The organism is Methylobacterium sp. ARG-1 (assembly GCF_001262595.1).
Lineage (GTDB): Bacteria > Pseudomonadota > Alphaproteobacteria > Rhizobiales > Beijerinckiaceae > Methylobacterium > Methylobacterium brachiatum.
The window spans coordinates 1-23,053 of the sequence record NZ_LHCD01000002.1 but is presented as its reverse complement, the minus strand read 5'-3'; the positions used below and the strand labels follow the sequence as shown (position 1 = coordinate 23,053).

16 protein-coding genes and 1 pseudogene are annotated in these 23,053 nt (G+C 68.4%); 13 read left to right on the top strand and 4 right to left on the bottom strand.

What is annotated here, in order from left to right; all coding sequences use genetic code 11:
- Nucleotides 1-4 precede the first annotated feature (4 nt).
- Both AKJ13_RS01875 and AKJ13_RS01870 read right to left on the bottom strand, forming a co-directional pair.
- Nucleotides 5-3,232, bottom strand: coding sequence for an efflux RND transporter permease subunit (locus AKJ13_RS01875; protein ID WP_003596851.1), 3,228 nt, complete (start codon nucleotides 3,230-3,232; stop codon nucleotides 5-7).
- 12 nt (nucleotides 3,233-3,244) lie between these two features.
- Nucleotides 3,245-4,972 (bottom strand): efflux RND transporter periplasmic adaptor subunit, encoded by a 1,728-nt coding sequence (locus AKJ13_RS01870; RefSeq protein WP_003596852.1) that lies wholly within the window; start codon nucleotides 4,970-4,972, stop codon nucleotides 3,245-3,247.
- An 892-nt stretch (nucleotides 4,973-5,864) separates the two neighbouring features.
- Between AKJ13_RS01870 and AKJ13_RS01860 the strand changes: the two genes are divergently transcribed.
- The 13 genes and pseudogenes from AKJ13_RS01860 to AKJ13_RS01800 all read left to right on the top strand — a co-directional run bounded on the left by AKJ13_RS01860 (nucleotide 5,865) and on the right by AKJ13_RS01800 (nucleotide 18,733).
- Nucleotides 5,865-7,361 (top strand): DUF2235 domain-containing protein, encoded by a 1,497-nt coding sequence (locus AKJ13_RS01860; RefSeq protein ID WP_003596853.1) that lies wholly within the window; start codon nucleotides 5,865-5,867, stop codon nucleotides 7,359-7,361.
- 66 nt (nucleotides 7,362-7,427) lie between these two features.
- Nucleotides 7,428-8,309, top strand: a complete 882-nt coding sequence (locus AKJ13_RS01855; RefSeq protein ID WP_003596854.1) for an AAA family ATPase — start codon at nucleotides 7,428-7,430, stop codon at nucleotides 8,307-8,309.
- A gap of 111 nt (nucleotides 8,310-8,420) precedes the next feature.
- On the top strand, nucleotides 8,421-9,434 hold the full coding sequence (locus tag AKJ13_RS01850; RefSeq protein ID WP_017484342.1) for an AAA family ATPase: 1,014 nt from the start codon (nucleotides 8,421-8,423) through the stop codon (nucleotides 9,432-9,434).
- 84 nt (nucleotides 9,435-9,518) lie between these two features.
- Nucleotides 9,519-9,887 (top strand): annotated as a pseudogene (locus AKJ13_RS01845) (hypothetical protein); the annotation flags it as partial.
- A 302-nt stretch (nucleotides 9,888-10,189) separates the two neighbouring features.
- Nucleotides 10,190-10,411 carry a hypothetical protein gene (locus tag AKJ13_RS01840; protein WP_003596862.1) on the top strand — a complete coding sequence of 74 codons (222 nt, stop codon included), beginning with the start codon at nucleotides 10,190-10,192 and terminating at the stop codon, nucleotides 10,409-10,411.
- A 174-nt stretch (nucleotides 10,412-10,585) separates the two neighbouring features.
- Entirely contained in the window at nucleotides 10,586-12,220 is a 1,635-nt protein-coding gene (locus tag AKJ13_RS01835; RefSeq protein WP_003596864.1) for a Fic family protein, read from the top strand.
- A gap of 526 nt (nucleotides 12,221-12,746) precedes the next feature.
- Complete coding sequence (locus AKJ13_RS01830; protein ID WP_003596865.1) at nucleotides 12,747-13,406, top strand: response regulator transcription factor; 660 nt, start codon at nucleotides 12,747-12,749, stop codon at nucleotides 13,404-13,406.
- Nucleotides 13,403-14,698, top strand: a complete 1,296-nt coding sequence (locus AKJ13_RS01825; RefSeq protein WP_003596867.1) for an ATP-binding protein — start codon at nucleotides 13,403-13,405, stop codon at nucleotides 14,696-14,698. The genes AKJ13_RS01830 and AKJ13_RS01825 overlap by 4 nt, the downstream gene beginning before the upstream one ends.
- Nucleotides 14,699-14,790: 92 nt before the next feature.
- Complete coding sequence (locus tag AKJ13_RS01820; RefSeq protein ID WP_003596870.1) at nucleotides 14,791-15,567, top strand: membrane protein; 777 nt, start codon at nucleotides 14,791-14,793, stop codon at nucleotides 15,565-15,567.
- A gap of 68 nt (nucleotides 15,568-15,635) precedes the next feature.
- Complete coding sequence (locus tag AKJ13_RS01815) at nucleotides 15,636-16,043, top strand: hypothetical protein (RefSeq protein WP_003596871.1); 408 nt, start codon at nucleotides 15,636-15,638, stop codon at nucleotides 16,041-16,043.
- Between the two features lie 71 nt (nucleotides 16,044-16,114).
- Nucleotides 16,115-16,912 carry a hypothetical protein gene (locus AKJ13_RS01810; protein WP_238229975.1) on the top strand — a complete coding sequence of 266 codons (798 nt, stop codon included), beginning with the start codon at nucleotides 16,115-16,117 and terminating at the stop codon, nucleotides 16,910-16,912.
- Nucleotides 16,885-17,661: a hypothetical protein gene (locus tag AKJ13_RS01805; RefSeq protein ID WP_003596877.1), complete on the top strand. Its 777-nt coding sequence runs from the start codon at nucleotides 16,885-16,887 to the stop codon at nucleotides 17,659-17,661. The genes AKJ13_RS01810 and AKJ13_RS01805 overlap by 28 nt, the downstream gene beginning before the upstream one ends.
- 298 nt (nucleotides 17,662-17,959) lie before the next feature.
- Nucleotides 17,960-18,733 carry a phosphatase PAP2 family protein gene (locus AKJ13_RS01800; RefSeq protein WP_003596879.1) on the top strand — a complete coding sequence of 258 codons (774 nt, stop codon included), beginning with the start codon at nucleotides 17,960-17,962 and terminating at the stop codon, nucleotides 18,731-18,733.
- A 16-nt stretch (nucleotides 18,734-18,749) separates the two neighbouring features.
- On the opposite strand, the gene AKJ13_RS01795 is transcribed toward AKJ13_RS01800, so the two are convergent.
- On the bottom strand, nucleotides 18,750-21,416 hold the full coding sequence (locus AKJ13_RS01795) for a PAS domain S-box protein (RefSeq protein WP_003596880.1): 2,667 nt from the start codon (nucleotides 21,414-21,416) through the stop codon (nucleotides 18,750-18,752).
- A 129-nt stretch (nucleotides 21,417-21,545) separates the two neighbouring features.
- Nucleotides 21,546-22,907 carry a PAS domain-containing protein gene (locus AKJ13_RS01790; RefSeq protein WP_012455880.1) on the bottom strand — a complete coding sequence of 454 codons (1,362 nt, stop codon included), beginning with the start codon at nucleotides 22,905-22,907 and terminating at the stop codon, nucleotides 21,546-21,548.
- Nucleotides 22,908-23,053: the final 146 nt, after the last annotated feature.

Sequence of the window (23,053 nt, the reverse complement as noted above, 5' to 3'; positions counted from 1 at the left end):
GGTCTCAGAACGCCTCGACGGGCGAACTTCTCGGTGCCTCGGGTGAAGCCTCGGGGCGGTGACGGGCCTCGTCCCGCAGCCGCTCCAGGGGCTTGCGGCCGAAGGTCAGGAACAGCACCGGGGTCAGCACGGTGTCGAGCAGCGTCGCACTGATCAGGCCGCCGAAGATCGTCACCGCCACGGGGTGCAGGATCTCCTTGCCCGGCGCGTCGGCGCCGATCATCAGCGGCACCAGGGCGACGCCCGCCGAGAGCGCCGTCATCAGGACCGGCGCCAGCCGCTCCAAGCTGCCGCGGATGACGAGGTCGCGCCCGAACGGCATGCCCTCGTGGATCGCCAGGTTCAGGTAGTGGCTGATCTTGAGGATGCCGTTGCGGGTGGCGATGCCGGTCAGCGTGATGAAGCCGATCATCGAGGCGACCGAGAGTGGCTGCCCGGCTATCCAAAGGGCGGCCACCGAGCCGATCAGGGCGAGCGGGATGCTGCCTAGGATGATCAGCGTGAAGACGACCGAGCGGTAACGGGAGTAGAGCAGCGCGAAGACCAGGGCGAGGGAGAGCAGCGACAGCAGGCCGATGGTCCGGCTCGCCTCTGCCTGGGCCTGGAAAGAGCCCTCCAGGCTCGTGGCGTACCCGTTGGGCAAGTTCGCCGCGGCGACCTTCTCCTGGATGGCCTGGACGATCTTTCCCATGTCGGAGCCGGGTTGGGTGTTGGCCTGCACGACGATGCGGCGCCGGGCGTTCTCGCGCAGGATCTGGTTCGGCCCGTCGGTCTCGCGGATGTCGGCGATCTGGCGGGCCGGCACCCAGCCGGACGGGGTCTCGATGAGGAGGTCGCCGAGGCGCTGGGTCGTGCGCATCGTGTCGGAGAGGCGCATCACCACGTCGAAGCGGCGGTAGCCGTCCACCACCCGCGAGACCACCTGCCCGTTCGACAGGCGGCTCAACTGCTCGACCAGGGCCGCGGGTTGGACGCCGTAGAGGGCCGCGCGGGCATAGTCGACGCGAATTTCCAACTGGGGGATGAGCACCTGCTTCTCGACCTGGAGGTCGGCGAGGCCGGGGATGTCCGAGAGCCGCGCCCTCGTGTCCTCGGCGAGCGCGCGCAGGGTGTCGAGATCCTCGCCGAAGATCTTGAGCGCGATCTCGGCGCGCACGCCCGAGAGCATGTGGTCGAGCCGGTGCGAGATCGGCTGGCCGACGTTGACGCTGACGGGCAGCACCGCGAGGCGCCCGCGGATGTCGGTGACGAGTTCGGGCTTGGGTCGCGACCCCGGCTTCAGGTCGATCTCAAGGTCGGAGGAGTGGACGCCTTCCGCGTGCTCGTCGAGCTCGGCCCGGCCGGTGCGGCGACCGATGGACTTCACGTCCTGCATCTCCAGGAGCAGCCGTTCCGCCACCAGTCCGATCCGGTTGCTCTCGGCCAGCGAGATGCCGGGGTTGAAGGTCATGTTGACCGTGAACGAGCCCTCGTTGAACGGCGGCAGGAAGGTGCGTGGCAGGAAGGTCGCCGCGAGCCCGGCCGCCGCCACCGCCAGACCGGCGACCGCCATGACCGGCCGGCCATGCCCGAGCAGGCCGCGCAGCAGGGCGGCGTTCCCGCGCTTAAGCCACTTGAGGAATTGGCTGTCATGCTCCTCCAGTCGCTTGAGGCCCGGCAGCAGGTAGTAGGCCAGCACCGGCGTCAGGGTGATGGAGACGAGGAGGCTCGCCAGGATCGAGACGATGTAGGCCTGACCCAGCGGGGCGAAGAGCCGGCCCTCGATGCCCGACAGGGCGAAGAGCGGCACGAACACCAGCACGATCACCATAGTGGCGTAGACGATGCCGGAGCGCACCTCGTTCGAGGCCTCTACCACGACTGTGAAGACGCTTTTGGGGTTACCCGCTTTACGGTTCTCGCCGAGTCTCCGAAAAATGTTTTCGACGTCGACCACCGCGTCGTCGACGAGTTCGCCGATGGCGATGGCGAGGCCGCCAAGGGTCATCGTATTGATCGACAGCCCGGCGAGGTGGAACACGACCGCGGTCGCCAGGATCGAGACCGGGATCGCCGTGAGCGAGATCGCGGTGGTGCGCACGTTCAAGAGGAAGGCGAACAGCACCACCGCGACGACGACGACGGCCTCCATCAGCACCGTCTCGACGTTGCGTATCGAGGTCTCGATGAAGTTCGCCTGCCGGAAGATGAGCTGGTCGGCGCGCACGCCCTTGAAGGCGCATGCCTCGCCGACGGGTTCGGCCACGGACGGACCCGTCCGATCCGAGCTGCCCTTGCCCGCGTCGGGGCCGCAGGCGTTCAGGCTGGCGGTGATCTCCGCGAGGGCCGTCTCGACCTCGCGGGTGAGCCGCACCGTGTCGACGGCCGGCTGCTTCTCGACCGAGACCACGACCGCGGGCGCGCCCATGTAACCGGCATCACCCCGCTTCACCCGGGCCGCGAAGGAGACCTCGGCCACCTGCCGCAGGTAGATCGGTCGGCCGTTGACGGTGGCGACGACCATGTTGCGCAGGTCGTCGAGGCTCATGCTCCGGCCGAGGTTCCGGATCAGGTACTCGCGGGCGTACTGGTCGGTGAAGCCGCCGCCGGTGTTGGTGCCGAACTGAGCCAGCGCCGTCTCCAGTTGGCCATGGGTGACGCCGAGCGCCCGCAGGGCCGTGGGCTGGGGCGCGACGCGGAACTGGCGCACCTCGCCGCCCATCGGGATCACCTGGGCGACGCCGGGGATCGAGAGCAGGCGTGGTCGGATGGTGAAGTCGGCGAGTTCCCGCAATTGCATCGGCGAGACCGTGCCGCCGTTGAGGGCGACCATCACGATCTGGCCCATGATCGAGGAGACCGGACCCATCATCGGGTTGACGTTTGGGGGTAGTTGCGGGCGCACCATCGCGAGGCGCTCGGCGACCTGCTGGCGGTTGCGGTAGATGTCGGTGCCCCAGTCGAACTCGACGTAGATCACCGAGAGGCCGACGCCGGACACGGAACGCACCCGGGTCACGCCCGGCAGGCCGTTCATCTGCGTCTCGACCGGGAACGTGACGAGCTGCTCGACCTCCTGGGGGGCGAGTCCCTCGGCCTCGGTCATGATCGTCACCGTCGGCCGATTGAGGTCCGGGAATACGTCGACCGGAAGCTTGGTCGCGGTGAAGGCACCGTAGATGACGAGCACCGCGGCAAGCGCCAGTACGAGGAGGCGGTTGCGCAGGGATTGCGTGACGAGGAGCGTGAACACGGGTTGGCCTCCTCAGCGGACCTGGTTGAGGAGTTCGGCGCCTTGGGTCACGATCCGCTTGCCCGCGGCGAGCCCGGAGACGACCAGCACCTGCCCCGCATCGAGCGGCTCGACCCGCACCTCGCGGGGCTCGAAGCGCTCCGGCGCGGTGTGCTCGTAGACGATGCTTTGGCCGTTGCCGCCACGCACCACGCTCATGCGCGGAAGCGCCAACCCCTTCTGCTGTGCGTCGGTTGCGGCCAGCACGGTGACGAACTGCCCGGTCCGCAGTTCCGACGGCGCGCCTTCGACGGCGAAGTGCATCGGCACGGCTTGGCTGCGGTCGGCGAGCCCTGCGCCCATGTAGGCGAGGCGCAGCATGCGACCGTCGGCAAGGCGGGCGGTGGCGTGCTGGCCGCCGGTGAGGGCGTCGAAGCTCAGCGCCTCGATCCAGAGGCGGGTCGGGTCGACGATCTGGAACACCTGCACGCCGGGGCTCGCCATCTGCCCGGCCACGGCGGTCGCCTCGGCGATCACGCCGTCGACCGGCGCCTTGAGTGCTTCGGGCTGCTGGCGGATTGTGTCGAGGGCGGCGCGGCGGTCGAGCAGACCCTTCAGCTCGGCCTGGGCGTCCTCCAGTTGCACCTGCGATACGGCGCCGCCCGGTGCGAGCTTGCGGTAACGTTCGACCCGTCGCTCCGTGACTGCGATCTGCTGGTCGAGTTCGCCCTGGCGTTGGCGCATGTCGGAGGCGTCGACCGCCTGCACCGGCGGCGTGACATAGGCCAGCACCTCGCCCTTGCGCACCCGCGTGCCGAGCCGCGGGAAGATCCCGGATTCCGGCGGCGAGAGCCGGCCGCCGACCGAGGACTGCACGACCCCGCTGGCACTCGGATCGGGCACGATGCGCCCCGGCAGCTCGACGGTGCGGCGCATGATGTCGGAGGATGTCACCACCGTGCGCACGGCCAGTACCCTCTGGGTGGGCTTGGGCACGAAGATCGACCCGTCCGGTTGACGTCGCGCCAAGTCCTGTCCCGCCGGCGCCGGGGCGGCCATGAGGGTGGTTTGCGATCCGGGGGCACTCCCGTGACCGTGCCCCTCGCCCGCGAAGGCGCGCGGCGCGAACGCGAGGGCGACGATGAGGGCGACGAGGGCAGTGGCCGGCAAGTAACGGCGCCCCTTCATCAGGAGCGTGACCGCGATGCCGAGAAGGAAGCCGGTGCTGCCGATGGCCAGCGGCAGCGGGTCGGCCTCCTTCAGGTGGCGCTGAAAGTCGTGGGCCGCGGCGAGGCCGGATGCCCACGCGGAGACACCCGCCTCAGACTTCGGCGGCGGTGCCTCCCGCACCGTCAACGTGACCGGAAACATGTCGGTTGAGCCTGCCGCGGTCACGGTGAAGAGCACCTCGTGCTCGCCGGGGTGCAGGCTCCAATGTGCATCGACCGCGTAGCTGCCGTCCGGCATGGGCGAGGCGGTGAGGGAGCCGTCCGGCGTCTCGGCTCGGACGACGGCGTCCGTCACAGGCTCGTTGGTGCCCACACGGTCGAGGAACACGGCCAAGCGGCCGCTTCGGACGATGGCGACCAATTCGAGCGCGTCGGTGCTCGACGTACTGCGCGGCGCTGTAGCCGCCGCCGGAGCCTGCGCCTCGTTGCCGTGGTCGTGCCCCTCATGGGCGACGGCGAGCGTCGGCGCACCGGCCCAGAGGCCAAACGCCAGGAGAGCCGTCCGCAGGGCGGAGGCGGAGAGAACACGCATGGGATGATCGAGCCTTCGCGTAAAGGAGGCTGGCGGCTGTCGTTCACGGACAGCCGCTCAGGGCGCGCGTTGGAGCGCGGACCTCAGGCGAAGGTTCGAGGGGGTTCGGGAAGCGTCTCAGGAACCACGCTGTCGAACGTGACTTTGCGGACGCCAGCCAACGTTCGCTCGGGCTTCCAGGCAACCACGACGGTCAAGCAGTCCCAGCGCGCGAACGACACTGGGCAGCAAAGGCCGCAAGGACCAGCCACCGACTCTTCGGCGCTTCGGTCGGCATGGCCCACCATGTCGTCAACCTGACCTGGCCCTCCGGTCACTTGGTACCCGACCGAGACGGACGTGTCGTGTCCGACGTGAAGCTCCCCCGCGTGCGAGTGTCCCGCACCCGCCACCGAAAAGGCGGCAAGCGACACGATCTGGAAGACCGTGAGCAACGAACGCCAAAAGGACCGGGTGGCCGACATGATGCGGGGTGCATAGCACATCCACGCGGGCAGACCATGAGCTATTTGGCGCTCAACGAGTGGCGCCCCGACGAAAGTCCTTGGATGTATCCGCCCCAACCGTTCGGTCCGGTGAGCGAGGTTCAAATCCGGGCACCGGCGGGGCCGGCCGCCGGTAGGGGGTTAGGTCCCGGCCGCCATTCCGGCCGCCTTGGTGTCAGGGGTGAGGTTGTTCGCGTGCAGGGCGCGACTTCGCCCGCCGGGCTTCGTGCTCGGAGGCCATGGCCTCCGTCAGCGCGTACACTCTGGTCGCAGATTGGGAACAAACAAGGAACCTGGCGGTTGCGACTCCCGAAGCTGGGCTTAACCGGTCTGACTGGGCGTCGGACGCGATCCAGCCTCGCAAGATGGGCTCCATTCCAGGACCATCCCGGCTGCAGGAGGGGGGCGTGGCTAAGAACATCGTGGTCTTCTCGGATGGCACCGGCCAGGAAGGTGGCCTCCGCGAGGAACAGCGCCTCAGCAACGTCTACAAGCTCTACCGCGTCTGCCGGGTCGGGCCGGACAGCGGCATCGACCCGCGCGAGCAGGTCGCCTTCTACGACGCCGGCCTCGGCACGGACGGCTCGGCCCCGGGTTTCGTCGGTGCCTACCGCCGACTGCAGAAGCTGCTGTCCTCGGTGACCGGCCTGGGCATCACGAAGAACATCGCCGACTGCTACGAGTTCGCCATCAACCACTACGAGCCCGGCGACCGCATCTACCTGATCGGCTTCAGCCGAGGGGCCTACACGGCCCGTTGCGTGGCCAACGTTCTGTTCCTGTGCGGCGTCCCGACGAAAGTGCCGGGCGGAGACCTTCCACGCTTCCGCAAGGCGACGCGGGACATCGCGGATGAGGCGGTGATCAAGGTCTATGAGTACGGCGCGGGTTCACCCCGGGGCGGCGACTACGAGAAGGACCGGTTCGAGTTGGCGAGGCGATTCCGGCGCAAGTACGGGTCGGGTGACGACCTTTCCTCGAACGTGGCACCGCACTTCATCGGCGTGTTCGACACCGTCGCCTCGCTCGGCGCGACCGGACCCAAGTGGTGGGGCATTGCGGCCGGCCTGACGATCCTGGCCGTGCTGGTTGCAGCCGTGCCCGCCGTCTTGTCCGACCTAGCGTTCGGCACCGGCTACTGGCGCCCGTTCCTGGCCACCCTCTCGCTCACTGCGGCGTTCGTCCTCTGGCGTTGGCTGCCGACAGCGGTCAAGACCATCACCGACTCACCGGTGAACGGGAAGGCGCGCTGGCACATCGCGCAATGGCGCTCCGGGAACTACGACCAACTGCTGAGCGGCCATGTCGGCTATGCCCGGCATGCCCTCTCCATCGACGAGACCCGCGCCGACTTCCCGCGGGTCAGGTGGGGCAGCCGGGACGGGGTGCGGAAAAAGGTCCAGGGCGAGCCCGATCCGCTCATCCAGATGTGGTTCGCCGGCAACCACTCCGACATCGGCGGCAGCTACCCCGAAGCCGAGAGCCGGCTGTCCGACGTCGCGTTGCAGTGGATGGTGGAGCAGGCCACCAAGATCCCGGATCCGCTTCGGGTCGACGGGATGGTGTCCGAAGAGCCCGGTACCGGCCGGCTGCACCTGCATCCGGCGTCCGATGGCATGCAGCACTGCGAGGTCGCAGGCATGCACGACTCCATCGCCGGCATCCTTCCCCGCTGGCTGTCCCGTCGGATGGGATGGCTGGGATGGCCGGTGAAGGTCCGGGAGATCCCGGAGGATGCCCTGGTCCACCCGAGCGTCAGGGAAAGATTCGATCTGGCCGAGGTGACCCAATGTGATGGGAAAGGTCCTTATAGGCCGTTGGCGTTGGCGAACCACCGGGACTTCAGGACCGCTTATGCGCCGGGCTCGCCAAACCCAGGGGCAGCGAAATCCGGCATCGTCTAGCAGACCAATCTGCGATTGCAGTTGCTTGGCCATCCGCGAAGCTGCGGACCGACTACGAGGGATGGAATGAGGCTCGACAGTTTCAGGGTCACCAATTTTCGCAGCGTCGAGGATTCGGAAGAGGTCACGCTCGGCGACATGGTCTGTCTTGTCGGCAAGAACGAGGCTGGCAAGACCGCCCTCCTTCAAGCCTTGGCCGGCCTGAATCCCCACCCGGCGACACCAACGGTATTCGATAGGGAACGGGACTACCCCAGGCGGCACCTGAACGAGTACGACGCACGGCATCCGAAGGAGGAGGGCGAGGCAATCGTCATCACGTCCAAATGGTCCCTATCGCCCGAGGATGTGGCGACGCTGGCCGAAGCGTTGGGCCCCGACTGTCTCCGGTCGCGTCAGATCACCCTCTCGCGCCGCTACGACGACGAAACCTTCCGCATCGACGTTCCGCTGAACTACCCGGCCATCGCCGAGTACCTGATGGCCAGCCACGGCCTCGGCGAAACCGTCAGGGAACCGCTTGCGGAAGCCACAACCACGGACATGCTCCGAAAGGCGTTGGAGGCGTTGGCGGAGCCGACGCCGGACCAAGTCGCGCTCCTGGAAACGATCAGGTCGTTCCCCGGCCAGAACGCGGTGGGTTTCGTTGGGAGCTACATCCGCTCCGTGACGCCCCAGTTCATGTACTTTTCGTATTACGACCGCATGGCCGGGCAAATCCGGGTCGACGACATCGTACGCAACGGGGACGCACCGTACCACCATCCCGGACATCCGCATGGAAACACGCATTTGGACGTCGGCGAGAGGGTTTTCCTCGACTTCCTCGAATTCGCCGGGACCTCGGTGGAGGAGATCAAGGCGTCGACGACCTACGAGTCGCTGAACGCCAAGTGTGAATCCGCATCGAACGCCATCACCGACCAATTGCAGGAATACTGGACGTAGAACGCGTTCCTGGAGCTTGAGGTCAGGGTCACGAAGGCGGAAGCGGGCGACCCCGCCCCGTTCAACGCCGGCGCGATCGCCCGCGCCCGTGTCAGGAACACCCTTCACAGGGTGACGGTGCCGTTCTCGGAGCGTAGCGCCGGGTTCATCTGGTTCTTCTCGTTCCTGGTGAAGTTCGCGCAGGTAAGCAAGCGTGGGGGCAACCAGATACTCCTGCTGGACGAGCCGGGGCTGACCCTCCACGGCAAGGCCCAGGCCGATCTGCTGCGGTACTTCGCCGACCGACTCCTGCCGAAGCACCAAGTGGTCTTCTCCACGCATTCGCCCTTCATGGTGCCGCCCGACGACCTGACGCTCTCCCGGATCATCGAGGACCAGGTCGAGCAGAAGCGTCCAGGCTTCTGGACGACGAAGGGTACCAAGGTCAGGGGCGACGTGCTCGCCACGGACCCGGACACCCTCTTCCCCCTCCAGGCCGCCTTGGGCTACGACGTCACCCAGGCGCTGTTCATCGGCAAGCACACCCTGCTGGTCGAGGGACCGGGCGACATCCTGTTCCTCAAGGCCCTGTCGGCTCAGCTGAAGCGACGGCGACGGACCGCGCTCGACCCCCGCTGGACGATCTGTCCGGCCGGTGGGCTCGACAAGATCCAGTCGTTCGTCTCCCTGTTCAAGGGCGCGAACCTACACCTGGCGGTGATGTCCGACAGAGCCCAGGGCGACAAGCGCAAGCTTGAGCAGCTCAAGGCCGCCGGTGCCATACCAGAGAGCCGCATCATGAATTATCCCGACGTGCTCGGCATCGCCGAGGGCGACGTCGAGGACATATTCGAGCCCGAGACCTATGTCGGCATTGTCAACGGCGCCTTCGAGCTCAAGGGGCGTTCCGCACTGACCCTAGCCAAGCTTGACAAGGATGCACCGGGCCCCGGCCGGCTGGTGAAGCGCATGGAGACGGTGTTCAGGATCCTCCCGGCATCCACGCCGGAATTCGACCACTTCAGCCCGGCTGATTGGCTCATCCGCAATCCCAGTTTCCTGGACGGAAACGGCCCTGGCGTCGTGACGACCCTCGACAACGGTGAGAAGGTCATCGAGGCCATCAACGCTGCTTTGCCACGGTAACCGGTCAACCCGACGCTTTTCACCGCGACAGGCGACCCGAGCGCCTCGCCCGCACGAAGGGCCGGCAACAGTCGTCAGTGGACGCTCTATTGCACCGTATATCCCTGCCATAACTGTGCCCGGCACCTCGTCACCGCCGGGGTGAAGCGGGTCTATTACGTCGAGCCTTACGTGAAGAGCCTCGCGGTCGAGCTTCACTCCGACACCATCGTTACGGAACTTCCGCAACGGCCCAAGGACGGAAAGGCGCCGACCCAGGCCCAGATGGTCATCGTTCCATTCACCGGCGTCGGCGAGCGAATGCATGAGGATTTCTTCATCAAGAAAGGTGATCTGAAGGACGAGCACGGCACGTTCGTGCCTCCCGGCGGGGGCCTGCCCGAACATGCCGTCCGGCTGCGTGACTTGGCCTCCGTCGAGAGGCGTGCCGCCTCCTTGGTCCCGGAAGCCTGACGATGGCCGAACGCAAGATCCTCAGCTTCCCGACCCGGGCGCTGGCGCCGCATGCCGTCCCGTCCATGCCGGACCTGCAATACACCCTCTTCCCCGGCCAGGACGACTGAGAGGGCGCCGTCGCCTTCGTCGACATCGAGGGGCTGACGGAGGAGCCTCTGCTGCGCCTGATTGCGACCAACGCCGCGCGGGCACTCGTCGATCTGAGGCCGCGACCCGTCTTCCAGCGTCCCCGCTTCCGGCACAAGAACGTCGTCTTCTACCTGCACGACCGGGACATCCGGTACGTCGAGTTCGCGCTGATGGCGCGCTGGCCATCCCGGGACAAGGCCGTTGCCGCGATGCATTCCTCCGAGGCATACGCCAAGATCGAGCCGGTCCTCGAACACGGGCTGGCCATCTGCCTCTACGACCAGTCCGCCGAGGACCTCGGCTGGCTCGATGAGATGCGGCGCCTGCTCAGGCATTCGAAGGGATATCGGGCCGAGGTGAACCCGCGCTCCTTGACCGGCATGCCGGTCTGAGGGGGTCTTCGACTTCCAACCGCTCGGAGACATGGTTGCCTTGTCCGGGAATCGAGTAGTAGACGGGTATATCAGCCTGCCTTAGGGCAATTGCGAGCTTATGTTGTTTTAAACGACACAAGAGGTTATTATGTCGATATAAGCGACGGGGCTTCCGCCGCCCGGGGGCGTTAAGTGGCTACGACGCACGGTGATCTGATCCTCACGCGAGGCGACCCGCAACGCGACCGGTCCCTTCAGCGGCAGGCCGCCGCCGGCAAGCTCCGGCGGGTCGGCGACGGCATCTATGCGGTGTGCAACGGTCGTCCCGTCGAAGAGATTGTCTGCGGCGGATGGGCTCCCATCCTCGCTCGATACGCGCCTGGTGCCGTGCTCAGGGGCCGGACTGCCCTGCAGAGGAATCCCTGGCGTGAGCGCGGGCCGGACGGGCGCGTCGTCTTCCCGGGCTGGGTGTTCGCGACCGATCCGCACGGGAAGGCCCGCAGGCGGTTGTCACTGCCCGGCTTGGAAATCAGAACCTTCCCCGGTCCAGGGCCGTTGGAGGGGGACATGTCCTTCCTCGGGGTCTACCTTCCGAGCGACGCGCGCGCCCTGCTGGAGAACCTGCAGGCATCACGCGCACGGAGTGGGCCTAGCCGCACCGTCGGAAGGGAAGGCGTCGAACGAGAGGTCGAGCGGTTGCTGAAGACCGCCCATGAGGACGGTCTCCGGGAGATCCGGCAGCGGGCCGAGTGCATCGCAGGCTCGCTTGGGGCGGAACAGGAACTGCAGGTCCTCCTCGATATCATCGGGACCATCCTCGGAACGCGCAAAGCCGGTTTGGTCGCAAGGGACGTGGCCGCGCGGCGCCGGCCGGACGACCCCTACGACCCCGAGTGCATGGAGCGCCTCAAGGTCTTGGCGATGACCCTCGGGCGCGTCGCGCCCGACTTGGCCGACCCGCACGTCGGTCCCGGCGAGCGGGACTGCACGTCATTCGTCGAGGCGTACTTCACCAACTACATCGAGGGCACGCGCTTCCTCGTCGACAAGGCGCGGCGCATCGTGTTCGAGCACGAACCGGCCGATGGGCGGCCGCAGGACGGTCGCGACGTGACGCAAACCTTTGCCCAGGTCGCGAGCATCGTGCCGGGCGAGGCGCGCGCATCGTCCGTCGATGAGTTCATGGCCGAGATCCGCGAGCGGAACGCGCGGTTGCTCGACGCGCGCCCCGACAAGAAGCCGGGCGAGTTCAAGGAGGATGCCAACAGCGCCGGCAACACCGTCTTCGTGTTGCCTGACCTCGTCAAGGGGACTCTGCGCGAGGGTTTCGCCATGCTGCGCGACCTGCAGGCCCCGTTCGCCCGCGGCGTGTTCGCCCACACCCTCATCGTCCTCGTCCATCCCTTCAACGACGGCAACGGTCGGACCGCCCGCATCATGATGACGAAGGAATTGGTCGGCGGGGGGAAGTCGCGAATCGTGGTGCCGACCATCTACCGGTCGGACTACATCGGGGGGTTGCGGGCGCTTACCGCACCCGGCGCCGCTCAAGCCGCGCCCCTCGTGCGCGCGATGCTGCGGTGCCAGTCCGTCACGGCCCGCATCGCTTCGCCGGACCTCGACGAAACGTTGCGCCTTTGGGCCTCGACACACGCTTTTCTGGAAGACGAGAAGAACGCGAGGTTCACCGACCCGAACGTCAACGTGGACATCGTATGGCGGCGAGGCATCCCGGCCCCCGCCTCCTACTGGCAGGAACTCGACTTGACGGCCCAACTCCAGGACGATGTCACCGGCCTGATACCCCTTGAACATCAAGTCGTATAGAACGACGATGACGCACTTCCAACGACCAAAAACTACAAAGGCCGCGTGATGACGTTCATGATGGTAGGTCGTTGCGTCACTCGCCTGCAAGGCCAACTAGGGGCGAGGTGCCGGAACGGGCAGTATGTGGTTTTGGGTCCGGCCACCACCGGCGATTCGGCAACGCGCCATCCGCATTCATCCCGAGCCATTTGGTGTATCGCAAGCCCGACGGTGATCCGTGCTGTCCGCTCGGCGCCGTCATGACGGCTCGCCATATGCCCAGTGGCGGCAGGTCGGACGCAGACGTCGGCACGTGGCCGGAAATCTCCCGAAACCCGACACCGCCTCCGAGGCGCCGATCCAGGGCTGCTTTCCTCAAGTCCAAAGGAATGCTTACGCCTTTAGGGTAAGCGACTTCTCACGTCGCTGTTGTCTCGGCTGCAGGCTAGGACCGGTCCGTGGCGCGGCTCAGTTCCGGCTCCGGCTTGCGAGCGGTCACGGCCAGCACCGCGCCATGAATGCTCCGACCCGAACAAGGCGACCCATGCGCGTGCTGCTGATCGAGGACGACCGCATGATCGGCGAAGGGTTGTCGCACGGCCTTGCCGCCGAAGGCTACTCCGTCGATTGGGTACGCGACGGCCCCATGGCCGAAACGGCGCTGCGGGTCGGCGGCCACGCATTGGTCCTGCTGGACCTCGGCCTGCCGGGCGCCGACGGCCTGCAGGTTCTCAGGTCCGCGCGGACGGCGGGCAACGACATGTCGGTGCTCATCATCACGGCGCGGGACGGACTCGACAGCCGCGTCGCCGGCCTCGACCTCGGGGCCGACGACTACCTGGTCAAGCCGTTCGAGATGCGCGAGCTGCTCGCCCGGATGCGGGCGATCCTGCGGCGCCGGGCCGGGCGGGCGACCGCGCGGCTCGTGGCCGCCGAGACCGAACTCGACACGGAGAGCCATGTGCTATCCCACGCCGGAACCGTCGCGGTCCTGTCGGCGCGCGAATACGCCCTCATGCACGCGCTCATGGAGCGACCGGGGCGCATCCTCTCTCGGGCGCAGATCGAGGAACGCATCTACGGGTGGGGCGAGGAGGTCGAGAGCAACGCGGTGGACGCCCTGATCCTCACGGTCCGCCGCAAGGTCGGCAAGGGCGTGATCCTCAACGTCCGCGGCGCAGGCTGGATGGTGCCCAAGCCATGAGGGCCGCCTCCTTGCGCCGCACGACGCTCGGCTGGATGACCGCCCTGCTCGCCGGAATCGGCTTGGCCGCGATGGTCGCGGCCTATGCCCTCGCGCGGATCGAGGCGGCCGATTTCCTCGACGGGCAGTTGCGGCAGGTCGCCCTCAACGCCGGTCCCGGGCTCCCGGACGCGGACGCGCCGCCCGCCGCCGACCAGGACCCGGAGGACCAACTCGCCGTCACCATCTGGAAGGACGGGCAGGTCCTGCGCGACGACCGCGGCGTCGACGTCCGCCACCCCGGCCGCACGGGATACGCGAACGTCGTCATGGGCGGCGAGCTCTGGCGCACCTACACGACCGCCAACGGCACCACGACGGTCCGGGTCGCCCAGCGCGACGTCGTGAGGGCGGAGTTCGCACGCAATGCGGCGCTCGGCGCCGTGGCCCCGCTGCTGCTCCTCGTCCCGCTGTCGTGGATCGTCGTCGGCTGGGCGATGAACCGGGCGCTCGGGCGGCTCGACGGCTTGGTGCATGACCTCGCCGGGCGCGGCGCCGCCGCCCAAGGCCCCTTGCCGACGCGCGGCGTGCCGACGGAGGTGGCGCCCCTCGTCGAGGCCATGAACGGGCTCATCCTTCGCCTGCAGGCCGCTCTGGCCGCCCAGAAGCGGTTCGTGGCCGACGCGGCGCACGAACTGCGTACGCCGCTTGCCGCGATGCAGATCCAACTCGACTCCCTCGGCGGGCCTGCCGGTGGCGGGGGCGACGCGCGGCGTATGGCGCTGGCGGACGGCCTCCGGAGGGCGAACCGGCTGGTGGATCAACTGCTCCGTCTCGCCCGGCTCGACGACGGTGCCGAGGCCCGTCCTGCATCCGTCGACCTCGGCCAGCTCCTGCTCGACTGCGTCGCCGACCACGTCGTGCTCGCCGAGCGCAAGGACATCGACCTGGGCGTGCATATCGAGACACCCGCGACGCTTCACGCGTCGGAGGACGAGGTCCGCGTCCTGTTCGCCAACCTGGTCGACAACGCCCTGCGCTACACGCCGTCGGGAGGCCAGGTCGACGTCCGTCTGCTGAACCGGAACGGTGCGTGCGTCGTCACGGTTCGGGACACCGGCTGCGGGCTGCCGCCGGGAAGCGAGGGCCGCCTGTTCGACCGCTTCTTCCGGGCCGCGCCACCGGAAGTCGAAGGCACAGGGCTCGGGCTCGCCATCGCCCGCCGCATCGCGGAGCGCAACGACCTCGGCCTGACGGTCGAAAACCGACGTGACGGGCAGGGGACCCTCGCAACCGTCAGACTGCCGGCCTGAGGCCGAGCCTGCGGCTCCTCCGGACGAAGCTCATTCTGCCCTCATTCTGGCTCGCTATCACCGTGCCCGACCATGACGGACGGGAGACGGGGATGAGCGAGATCCAGCGCCAGGTCTTGAACAAGGTACCGGAGGTCACCGCGGCCTTCTGGGTCATCAAGATCCTGTCCACGACCGTCGGCGAGACCGGCGCGGACTACCTCGCGGTGAACGTCGGCCTGGGTGCCGCCGTCACCGCCACCCTCACGGCCGGCCTCCTCGCGGCCGTCCTCGCCCTGCAGGTGCGCGAGCGGCGCTACGTGCCCTGGACCTATTGGTCGACCGTCGTCCTCGTCAGCGTGGTCGGCACGCAGGTCACCGACATCCTGACCGACAAGCTCGGCGTGAGCCTCTTCGTCAGCACCGGCGTGTTCGCGGCCGCCCTCGCCGCCGTGTTCGCCCTCTGGTACGCGACCGAGCGGACGCTCTCGATCCACGCCATCGTGACCCGGCGCCGCGAGGCGTTCTACTGGCTCGCCATCCTCCTGACCTTCGCGCTCGGCACGGCCGCGGGCGACCTGGCTACCGAGGCGCTGGGGCTCGGCTTCAATCTCGGCGTCGTCATCTTCGGCACGATCCTGGCCGCCCTCGCCCTCGCCTGGCGCCTCGGCGCGAACCCGGTGACGACCTTCTGGCTCGCCTACATCGTCACGCGCCCCCTCGGCGCATCGCTGGGCGATCTGCTGTCGCAGGCACGGGAATACGGCGGCCTCGGCTTCGGCACGGCCTCCACCAGCCTCGCCTTCTTCTCCGTCATCGTCGCCCTGGTGACGTCCCTGAGCCTCGTCTCCGGACGCCCTGGCGAGCCGGCCGGACAGCGGCGGGCCTGACCGTCCGCCGCCTCCCGCATCCCCATCCTCCAGTCCTTCCAACGCCGCACGACACGGAGCGAACGACCATGCGAAACATCCTCCTCGCCGCCATCGCCGCGACGGTCATCGGTGCCACGGCCGCCCCCCTGGGCCTGCTGGCGATGCAGGACGCCGCCGTCGGAGCGACGCCCAAGGCGATGGCGGCCTCGAAGCTTGGCGACCTCTCCAAGTTCCGGACCATCGTCGTCGACGTGAAGGCGATGACCGACCGGGGCGACCTCGCCGCCGCCAAGACGCGCATCAAGGACCTGGAATTGTCCTGGGACGCGTCCGAGGCCGGCCTGAAGCCGCGAGCCGCCGCCGACTGGCACGTCGTGGACAAGGCCATCGACCGCGCCCTCGACGCGCTGCGGGCGTCGAACCCCGATCCGGCCGCCTGCCGTCGCGCGGTCGACGACCTGCTCGCCATCATCGACCAGACCCACACCGCGTGAGCCAGCCCTCGCTTTCCCACGGCAGCCCGATGCAACCGACCGAGCGACCCGGACACGTCGAACCCGCCAAGGTGCCTGAAGCCACCGCCGGGTTCTGGGCCATCAAGATCGTGGCCACGACCCTGGGCGAGGTCGGCGGGAACGCCGTCACGTTGACGCTCGGCCTCGGCTATCTCGCCGGCACGGCGATCTTCGGGGCCGCCCTGGCGGTGCTGCTGGCCGCACAGGTCCGGGCGGACCGCTTCCATCCGATCCTGTACTGGGCCGTGGTCACCGCGACGACGCTCGCAGGCACGACCCTCGCCGACTTCTGCGACAGGTCCCTCGGCATCGGCTACGCGGGCGGGTCCCTGGTGCTGCTCGGATCGGTCGTCGCGACCCTGATCCTGTGGAAGCGCACGCTCGGCACGGTCGCCGTGGAGACGGTGCGGTCCCCGCGGGCCGAAGGTTTCTACTGGGCCACGGTCATGTTCTCCCAGACGCTCGGCACCGCGTTGGGCGACTGGATGGCTGACAGCAGCGGGCTCGGGTACAACGGGAGCGCGCTCCTCATCCTCGTCGCGCTGGCCGTGGTCACGGCCCTCCATCTGCGAACGCGTGTTTCCAGGCCCATGCTGTTCTGGACGGCGTTCGTCCTGACGCGGCCGCTCGGCGCCACCCTCGCCAACTCGCTCGACAAGCCGGTCGCTTCCGGCGGCCTGGGCATCGACGACATCACGATCTCCGGCGTGCTCGCGCTCGTCATGGCCGGGGCTCGTCCTCCTCATCCCGCAGCGTGCCGGTCGCCGGGCGGCCTGCGCCGACGCGCCGTGAGGTTTTTCTCGAAGAAGGAGCAGGTCCGATGGACGACCGTTACGAACGCGCCCTGAGCAAGGTACCCGAGGTCACGCTGGGCTTCTGGATCATCAAGATCCTGGCCACGACGCTCGGGGAGACCGGCGGCGACACCGTCACCATGACCCTCAACTGGGGTTACCTCGCCGGCACCGCCCTGTTCGCCGTGCTGCTGGTCGCGCTCGTGGTCGCCCAGATCATATCGAAGCGGTTCCACCCGGTCCTGTACTGGTCCACGATCGTCGCCTCGACCACCTTCGGTACGACGATGGCGGACTTCGCCGACCGCTCGCTCGGCATCGGATACACCGGCGGGTCGACCCTGCTACTCGCCTGCCTCGCGGCCGTGCTCGGGCTTTGGTACGCGACCGAGGGCACCGTGTCGGTGGACACGGTTTCGACCCCGCGGGTCGAGGCGTTCTATTGGGGGGCGATCACCTTCTCGCAGACGTTGGGCACCGCGCTCGGCGACTGGCTCGCGGACACCGGCGGCCTCGGCTACGAGGGTGGCGCCCTCGTCTTCGCGGCGGCGCTCGCGGTCGTCATCGCCCTGTACTACCGGACCTCCGTTTCACGGGTCACGCTCTTCTGGGCGGCGTTCATCCTGACCCGCCCGCTCGGGGCCACGGTGGGCGATTTCCTCGACAAGCCGGTCGCCAACGGCGGGCTGAACCTGAGCCGGCCGCTCGCTTCCGCCGTGATCGCGGCCTTCATCGTGGCGCTCATCGTCCTGCTACCGCAGCGGGCCGGCCGTCATCCGGGCGCGGACGCGACGGCGTCATGAACCTGCGGTCGACACCGCATGGCGACGCGCCGGGGCCCCGCCCTTGTCCGGCGCCGCGGCGACTTCGTCCACGGGGCCGTGCGCGCGACCTGCCCCCGATCCGTGGAGTTCGCACGGATGCCGGCGGCCCGGGGACGGCGGCCGCGCGCATCCCGAGGCCGGGCCAGAAGCAGTCGCCGTGGGTCAGGGCCGCGGTCCATCGACGATCCTTGCATCCCCGGTCTGGCCGCCTCGCCCCACGGGCGACGCGCGTCAGACCTGGGGCGGCGTACCGAGGTCCGGCCGGGAGGCGAGGCGGATGAACGAATTGGGTGCCTGGGCAGCAGCCGTGACGCGCCTCGGGAAACGGGAGCTCGGCCTCGTGGCGACGCTGTTCTGCGTCGCCGCACTCCTCCTCGCGTTCGGCCTCCTCGCCGGCGAGGTGATGGAGGGTGATACCATGGCGTTCGACACCCGGGTCGCGCGCTTCTTCCGTCCACTCGGCGCCGCCGGCCCAATCGGGCCGGCCTGGGTGCATGAGATGGCGCGCGACGTGACCTCCCTTGGGAGCATGGTCGTCCTGTGCTTCCTGCTGGCTGCGACCGTGGGGTACCTGCTCCTGGTCCGCAGGCGTGGGACTGCCCTCCTGGTGGTGGGCTCGATGCTGGGCGGCACGGTCATCAGCTTCGGCCTGAAGCTGCTCTTCAACCGCCCTCGTCCCGACATTCCCGGCGGCATCCAAGTGTTCACAGCCAGCTTTCCCAGCAGCCACGCCATGCTCTCTGCGGTGACCTTCCTGACGCTGGGGGCGATCATGACGAGGGTCGCAGCGGGCGCACGGCTGAAGGCGTACTTCATGGGGCTCGCCGTCTTCCTCACCGTCGTCGTGGGGCTGAGCCGCGTCTACATCGGCGTCCACTACGCGACCGACGTGTTGGCGGGCTGGTGCGTCGGGTCGGCCTGGGCGGTGCTGTGCTGGATCGTGGCGCTGCGCCTCCAGCGGCGCGGCCAGGTCGAAGCGTCGGGGGCGGCCGGTGAGCCCGACCGTACGGCTCATGCGGATTCGAAGCTGTCCGTTCGGACCTTGCGTTAGCGTCGCCTTACGGCGCTCAAATGGCTCGGCCGTGCTGCCGGATCACCCGGTTCAGGGTGCGCCCGAGTTGGTCGGCGGCGTAGGGCTTGTGCAGCAGCTCGAAGCCGTCACCACCTCCCTGGGCCAGCGCATCGCTGTAGCCGGACGCCAGGACGACCGGCAGGCCGGGGAGCCGCCCGCGCAACAGCTTGGCCATGGCGAGGCCGCCCATGCCGGGCATGACCACGTCCGAGAACACGACGTGGAAGCCGGCGCCATCCGGGCCGAGCCGGTCGAGGGCCTCCTCGGCGTTCGCCGCCCAGTCCGTCGCGAAGCCCAAGTCCTGGAGGATCTGCGTGGCGAATCGCCCGACCTCGACGTTGTCCTCCACGACCAGCACGCGCCGCCCGGCTCCGGACGAGGTGGCCTCGTCTCCCGTTTCATGTCTGCCCGGCTCCGGGGCGGCCTCGATCTCGGGCAGGTACAGCGTGAACGTGGTCCCACGCCCCGGAGCGCTCTCCACGTTCACGTCGCCGCCCGATTGCTTGGCGAAGCCGAACACCTGGCTCAGGCCCAACCCCGTTCCCTTGCCGACTTCCTTCGTGGTGTAGAACGGCTCGAAGATGCGTCCGAGGAGCTCCGGGGCGATGCCCGTGCCCGTGTCCGACAGCGAGACCGCCGCGAACGGCGCCGGGCTGCCGCCGTGACCGCGGATCGAAGGCATCCCCTGCGAGCAGGACAGCCGCAGCGTCAGCGTGCCCTCGCCGTCCATAGCGTCGCGGGCATTCACCGCCATGTTGATGACGGCCGTCTCGAACTGGCTCACGTCGGCCAGGACGTGACAGGGACGCTCGGGCAACTCGGTCAGCACGCGGATGCGCGAACCGGTCACCGTGTCGAGCATGTCGGCCACGCTTTTCAGACGGGCGCCGGCCTCGAACACCTCGGGCTTGAGCGCCTGCCTTCGGGCGAAGGCCAGGAGTTGCCCGGTCAGCTTGGTGGCGCGCTCCACCGTGTCCGAGACCGCGTCCATGTAGCGCCTTCGCCTGTCGTCCGGCAGGTCGGGTCGCCGCAGGAAGTCGACAGAGGACCGGATGATGGTCAGGAGGTTGTTGAAGTCGTGGGCCACGCCCCCGGTCAGCTGGCCGACCGCCTCCAGCTTCTGCGACTGCCGGAGCGCCGCCTCCGCCTCGCCCAGGCGGGCGGTGCGCTCCTCGACCCGCTGCTCAAGCGTCGCGTTCAGGGCCGCGAGCTGCCCCGCCGCCTCGCGCAGGGCGGCGTCGGCGCGCACGCGCTCGATATGCGCCCAGCAGCGCTCCGTCACCTCGCGGAGAACCGCAAGGTCGTCGCCCGACCAAGCCCGCGCCACCCGGTCGTGGATGGCCATCATGGCCGTCAGGCGCCCGTCCTTGACCAGGGGCATGCAGGCTACCGCCGCGACACCAACGGCCTGGAAGGAGGCAGCGTCCGCAGCCGGCAGTTCAGACCGGACGTCGCCGACGACGAGCAACTCGCCCGAACGAAGGCAGGTCGCGGCCAGCGTGCCGAAATCGGTGAGGCGGTAGCGCCCGACGATGCTCGGCGAGCCCTCCGCCGACCAATCCCCGCGGATGGTCAGGCCTTCCCCGTCCGGGTCCATGTCGGCGTAGGCGCAGTTCGAGAGACGCAGATGGCCCGCCACCATGCGCGTCGTCACCGACAGGATGCCCTCGGCATCTGTGTTCCCGGCGGTCTCCGTGCCGAGTGCGTCGAGGAAGCGCAGCCTTGCCTCGTTGGCTTGCCGGACCTCCTCGGCTCGCCGCCGCGCCGTGATGTCGATGGCCGTGCCGAGCGCCCGGACGCACGCTCCTCTCGCGTCGAACAGGCCCTTGCCCTTGGCCGCGACCCAGCGGACGACGCCATCCTCCTTTCCGACCGTGCGGTACTCGACGTCGTAGGTCGCGCGCCGCGCCGGGTCGAGCGCCGAGGCGAAGGCCGCGCTCGTCACCTCCAGGTCGTCCGGATGCAGCCCGGCATAGAAGTCGGCCATGCTGCAGGGCACGCCCGGCGAGATGCCGAACATCGCCTTGGTACGATCCGACCAGGTCAGCACGTCGGTGGTCAGGTCGAGGTCCCAGGTCCCCACCTCGGCGGCCTCGGTCGCGAGCCGCAGGGATTCCTCGCTGAAGGCCAGCCGCTCCAGGTTGGCCCGCCGCTCGGCCGTCAACGCCGCGTTCTCGTCCTCCAGCACGACGAGGCGCTCACGCTCGACCGTCACGTCCAACTGGCTGGCGAAGAAGTATGCGAGATCGCCGCCCGCGTCGTTGACCGGCGCCAGCAGCAGCCGGTTCCAGAACGGTGTTCCGTCCTTCTTGTGGTTGCGGATGTCGATCTCGATGGACCGGGGCGCGACGATGGCCTCGCGGATCAGGCGGACTGTCTCCGGGTCGGTCTCAGGGCCCTGCAGGAAGCGGCAATTGCGCCCGAGGATCTCCTCCCGCGCATAACCGGTCAGGCGGCAGAAGGCATCGTTGACGAAGACGATGGGATTGTCCGGCCGGCGCGGATTGGTGATGACCATCGGCATGCGCGTTGCCCGCACGGCAGCGGGGAACGGGTCGGTCCCGCCATCAATTCCGGCGAGTTCGGCCTCGATCCTGGCTTGGTCGCGTCGGAGCCGCTCAGGCGTCGCGCGGTATGGGGGTGGCTTGACCGTGTCGTCCATCAGGCTTCGGTTCTAGCAGCCGTTGCCACAATTCGCAGCGGGGTCGGGCGCGGCGGTCGCCGGACCCGCCAAGTCGCCCGGTGAAATTTTCACAACCGAGCGACCCCGAAGGCGAGGCGCCCGACCGGACTACGCCAGGACGGAGGCCGGCAGCCTTACCGTCACGGTCGTCCCGCCCGCGCCGCTTGCCATCGCGAGCGTTCCGTTGAGCTGGCGGACGAACGCCTCGACGAACCGGGATCCAAGGCCGGAACCCGGGCCGCTGGTCGCGTCCAGCCCGATGCCGTCGTCGGCGACCGTGAGCACCGCCTCACCGTCCCGGCGCCTGAACCCGAGGAGGATGCGGCCCCCTCCGGACGGAAACGCGTACTTCACCGCGTTGGTGGCGAGTTCGTTGACGATCAACCCGACCGTGACCGCCTGGTCGGCGACGATGGACAGCGGTTCCGCCTCGACGTCGACGGCGATGCGGGCCTCGGCGCCGAGCAGGCTGGAACGCAGGCTTCCGGCGATGCCCTCCAGATATGGCCCCATCGCCACCGGGCCGAGCGTCGAGGAGCGGGAGATCACGTCGTAGAGCTCGGCCACGGCGCCGATGCGGCCCTGCATCGCGCGGTAGCCCTCGACGCAGGGTTCGGCCGCCCGGCGGATTTCGTACGAGACGAACGAGGTGATGATCTGCAGGCTGTTCTTGATGCGATGGGCGAGCTCGGCGGCGAGAAGGTCGCGGTGCCTCTCCAGCATTCGCGCCTCGGTCACGTCCTCGAAGACCAGGAGCAGCCGAGTGATATGGTTGCCGGGACGGTGGACCTTGCGGGCGTTGAGCTTGAAGATGCGCCGACCGAGTCCCGGGAACTCGTCCTCGACCTCGAAGCCGTCGATGGCCATGTCGTCGGGCACGATCCGCCCGAGCAGATCCTGGAGCCGCCCGACCCGCCACTGGCCTTGCGACAGGTCGTAGAGCGACGTGCCGACCACAGTCCCAACGTCGAGGCCGAACATGCGCAGGAAGGAGCGGCTGGCACTGACCACTGTCATGTCGGCTTCGAGGACCACCAGCGGGTCTCGAACCGTGTCGACGATGCCCTGGGCGAGAAGTCGCTGTCGCTCGGCCTCGGCCCGGGCCTCGTGCTCGCCCGTGACGTCGTCGATGGCGAGGAGCAGGTATGGAACGTGGCCGTCCTCCCTGAACACCTTGCGGGCGTTGAGGCGCATGCACTTCACGCCGATGCCGGGAAAGTCGTGCCCGACCTCGTAGCCCTCGACGGTCCCGTCGCGCGGCACGATCTCGCCGAGCAGCGTGCGCAGTTCGGGGATCCCCCACTGGCCGTTGCCGAGCTCGAACAGCGGCCGTCCGACCGTCGCCTCGGGCTCGACCTTGAAGGTGTTGTAGAAGGCGCGGTTCGCCGACTTGACCCTAAGGTCCATGTCGAGAACCAGCAGGCTGGTCCGGACGGTGTCGACGATGTCTTGCGAGCTTACCGTGTCCATGCGTCCACCGTCGGGTTCGAAGCTACCCGTCCGCACGGTCCACGAACCCTAGCCGACCGGTGGGACGCGAGTCCGCGTAGTGGATGCGGGCGGGTTCACACGGCCGTCTCATTTCCCAGCCGTCCGCCACCGGAGCCGGGGGGGGG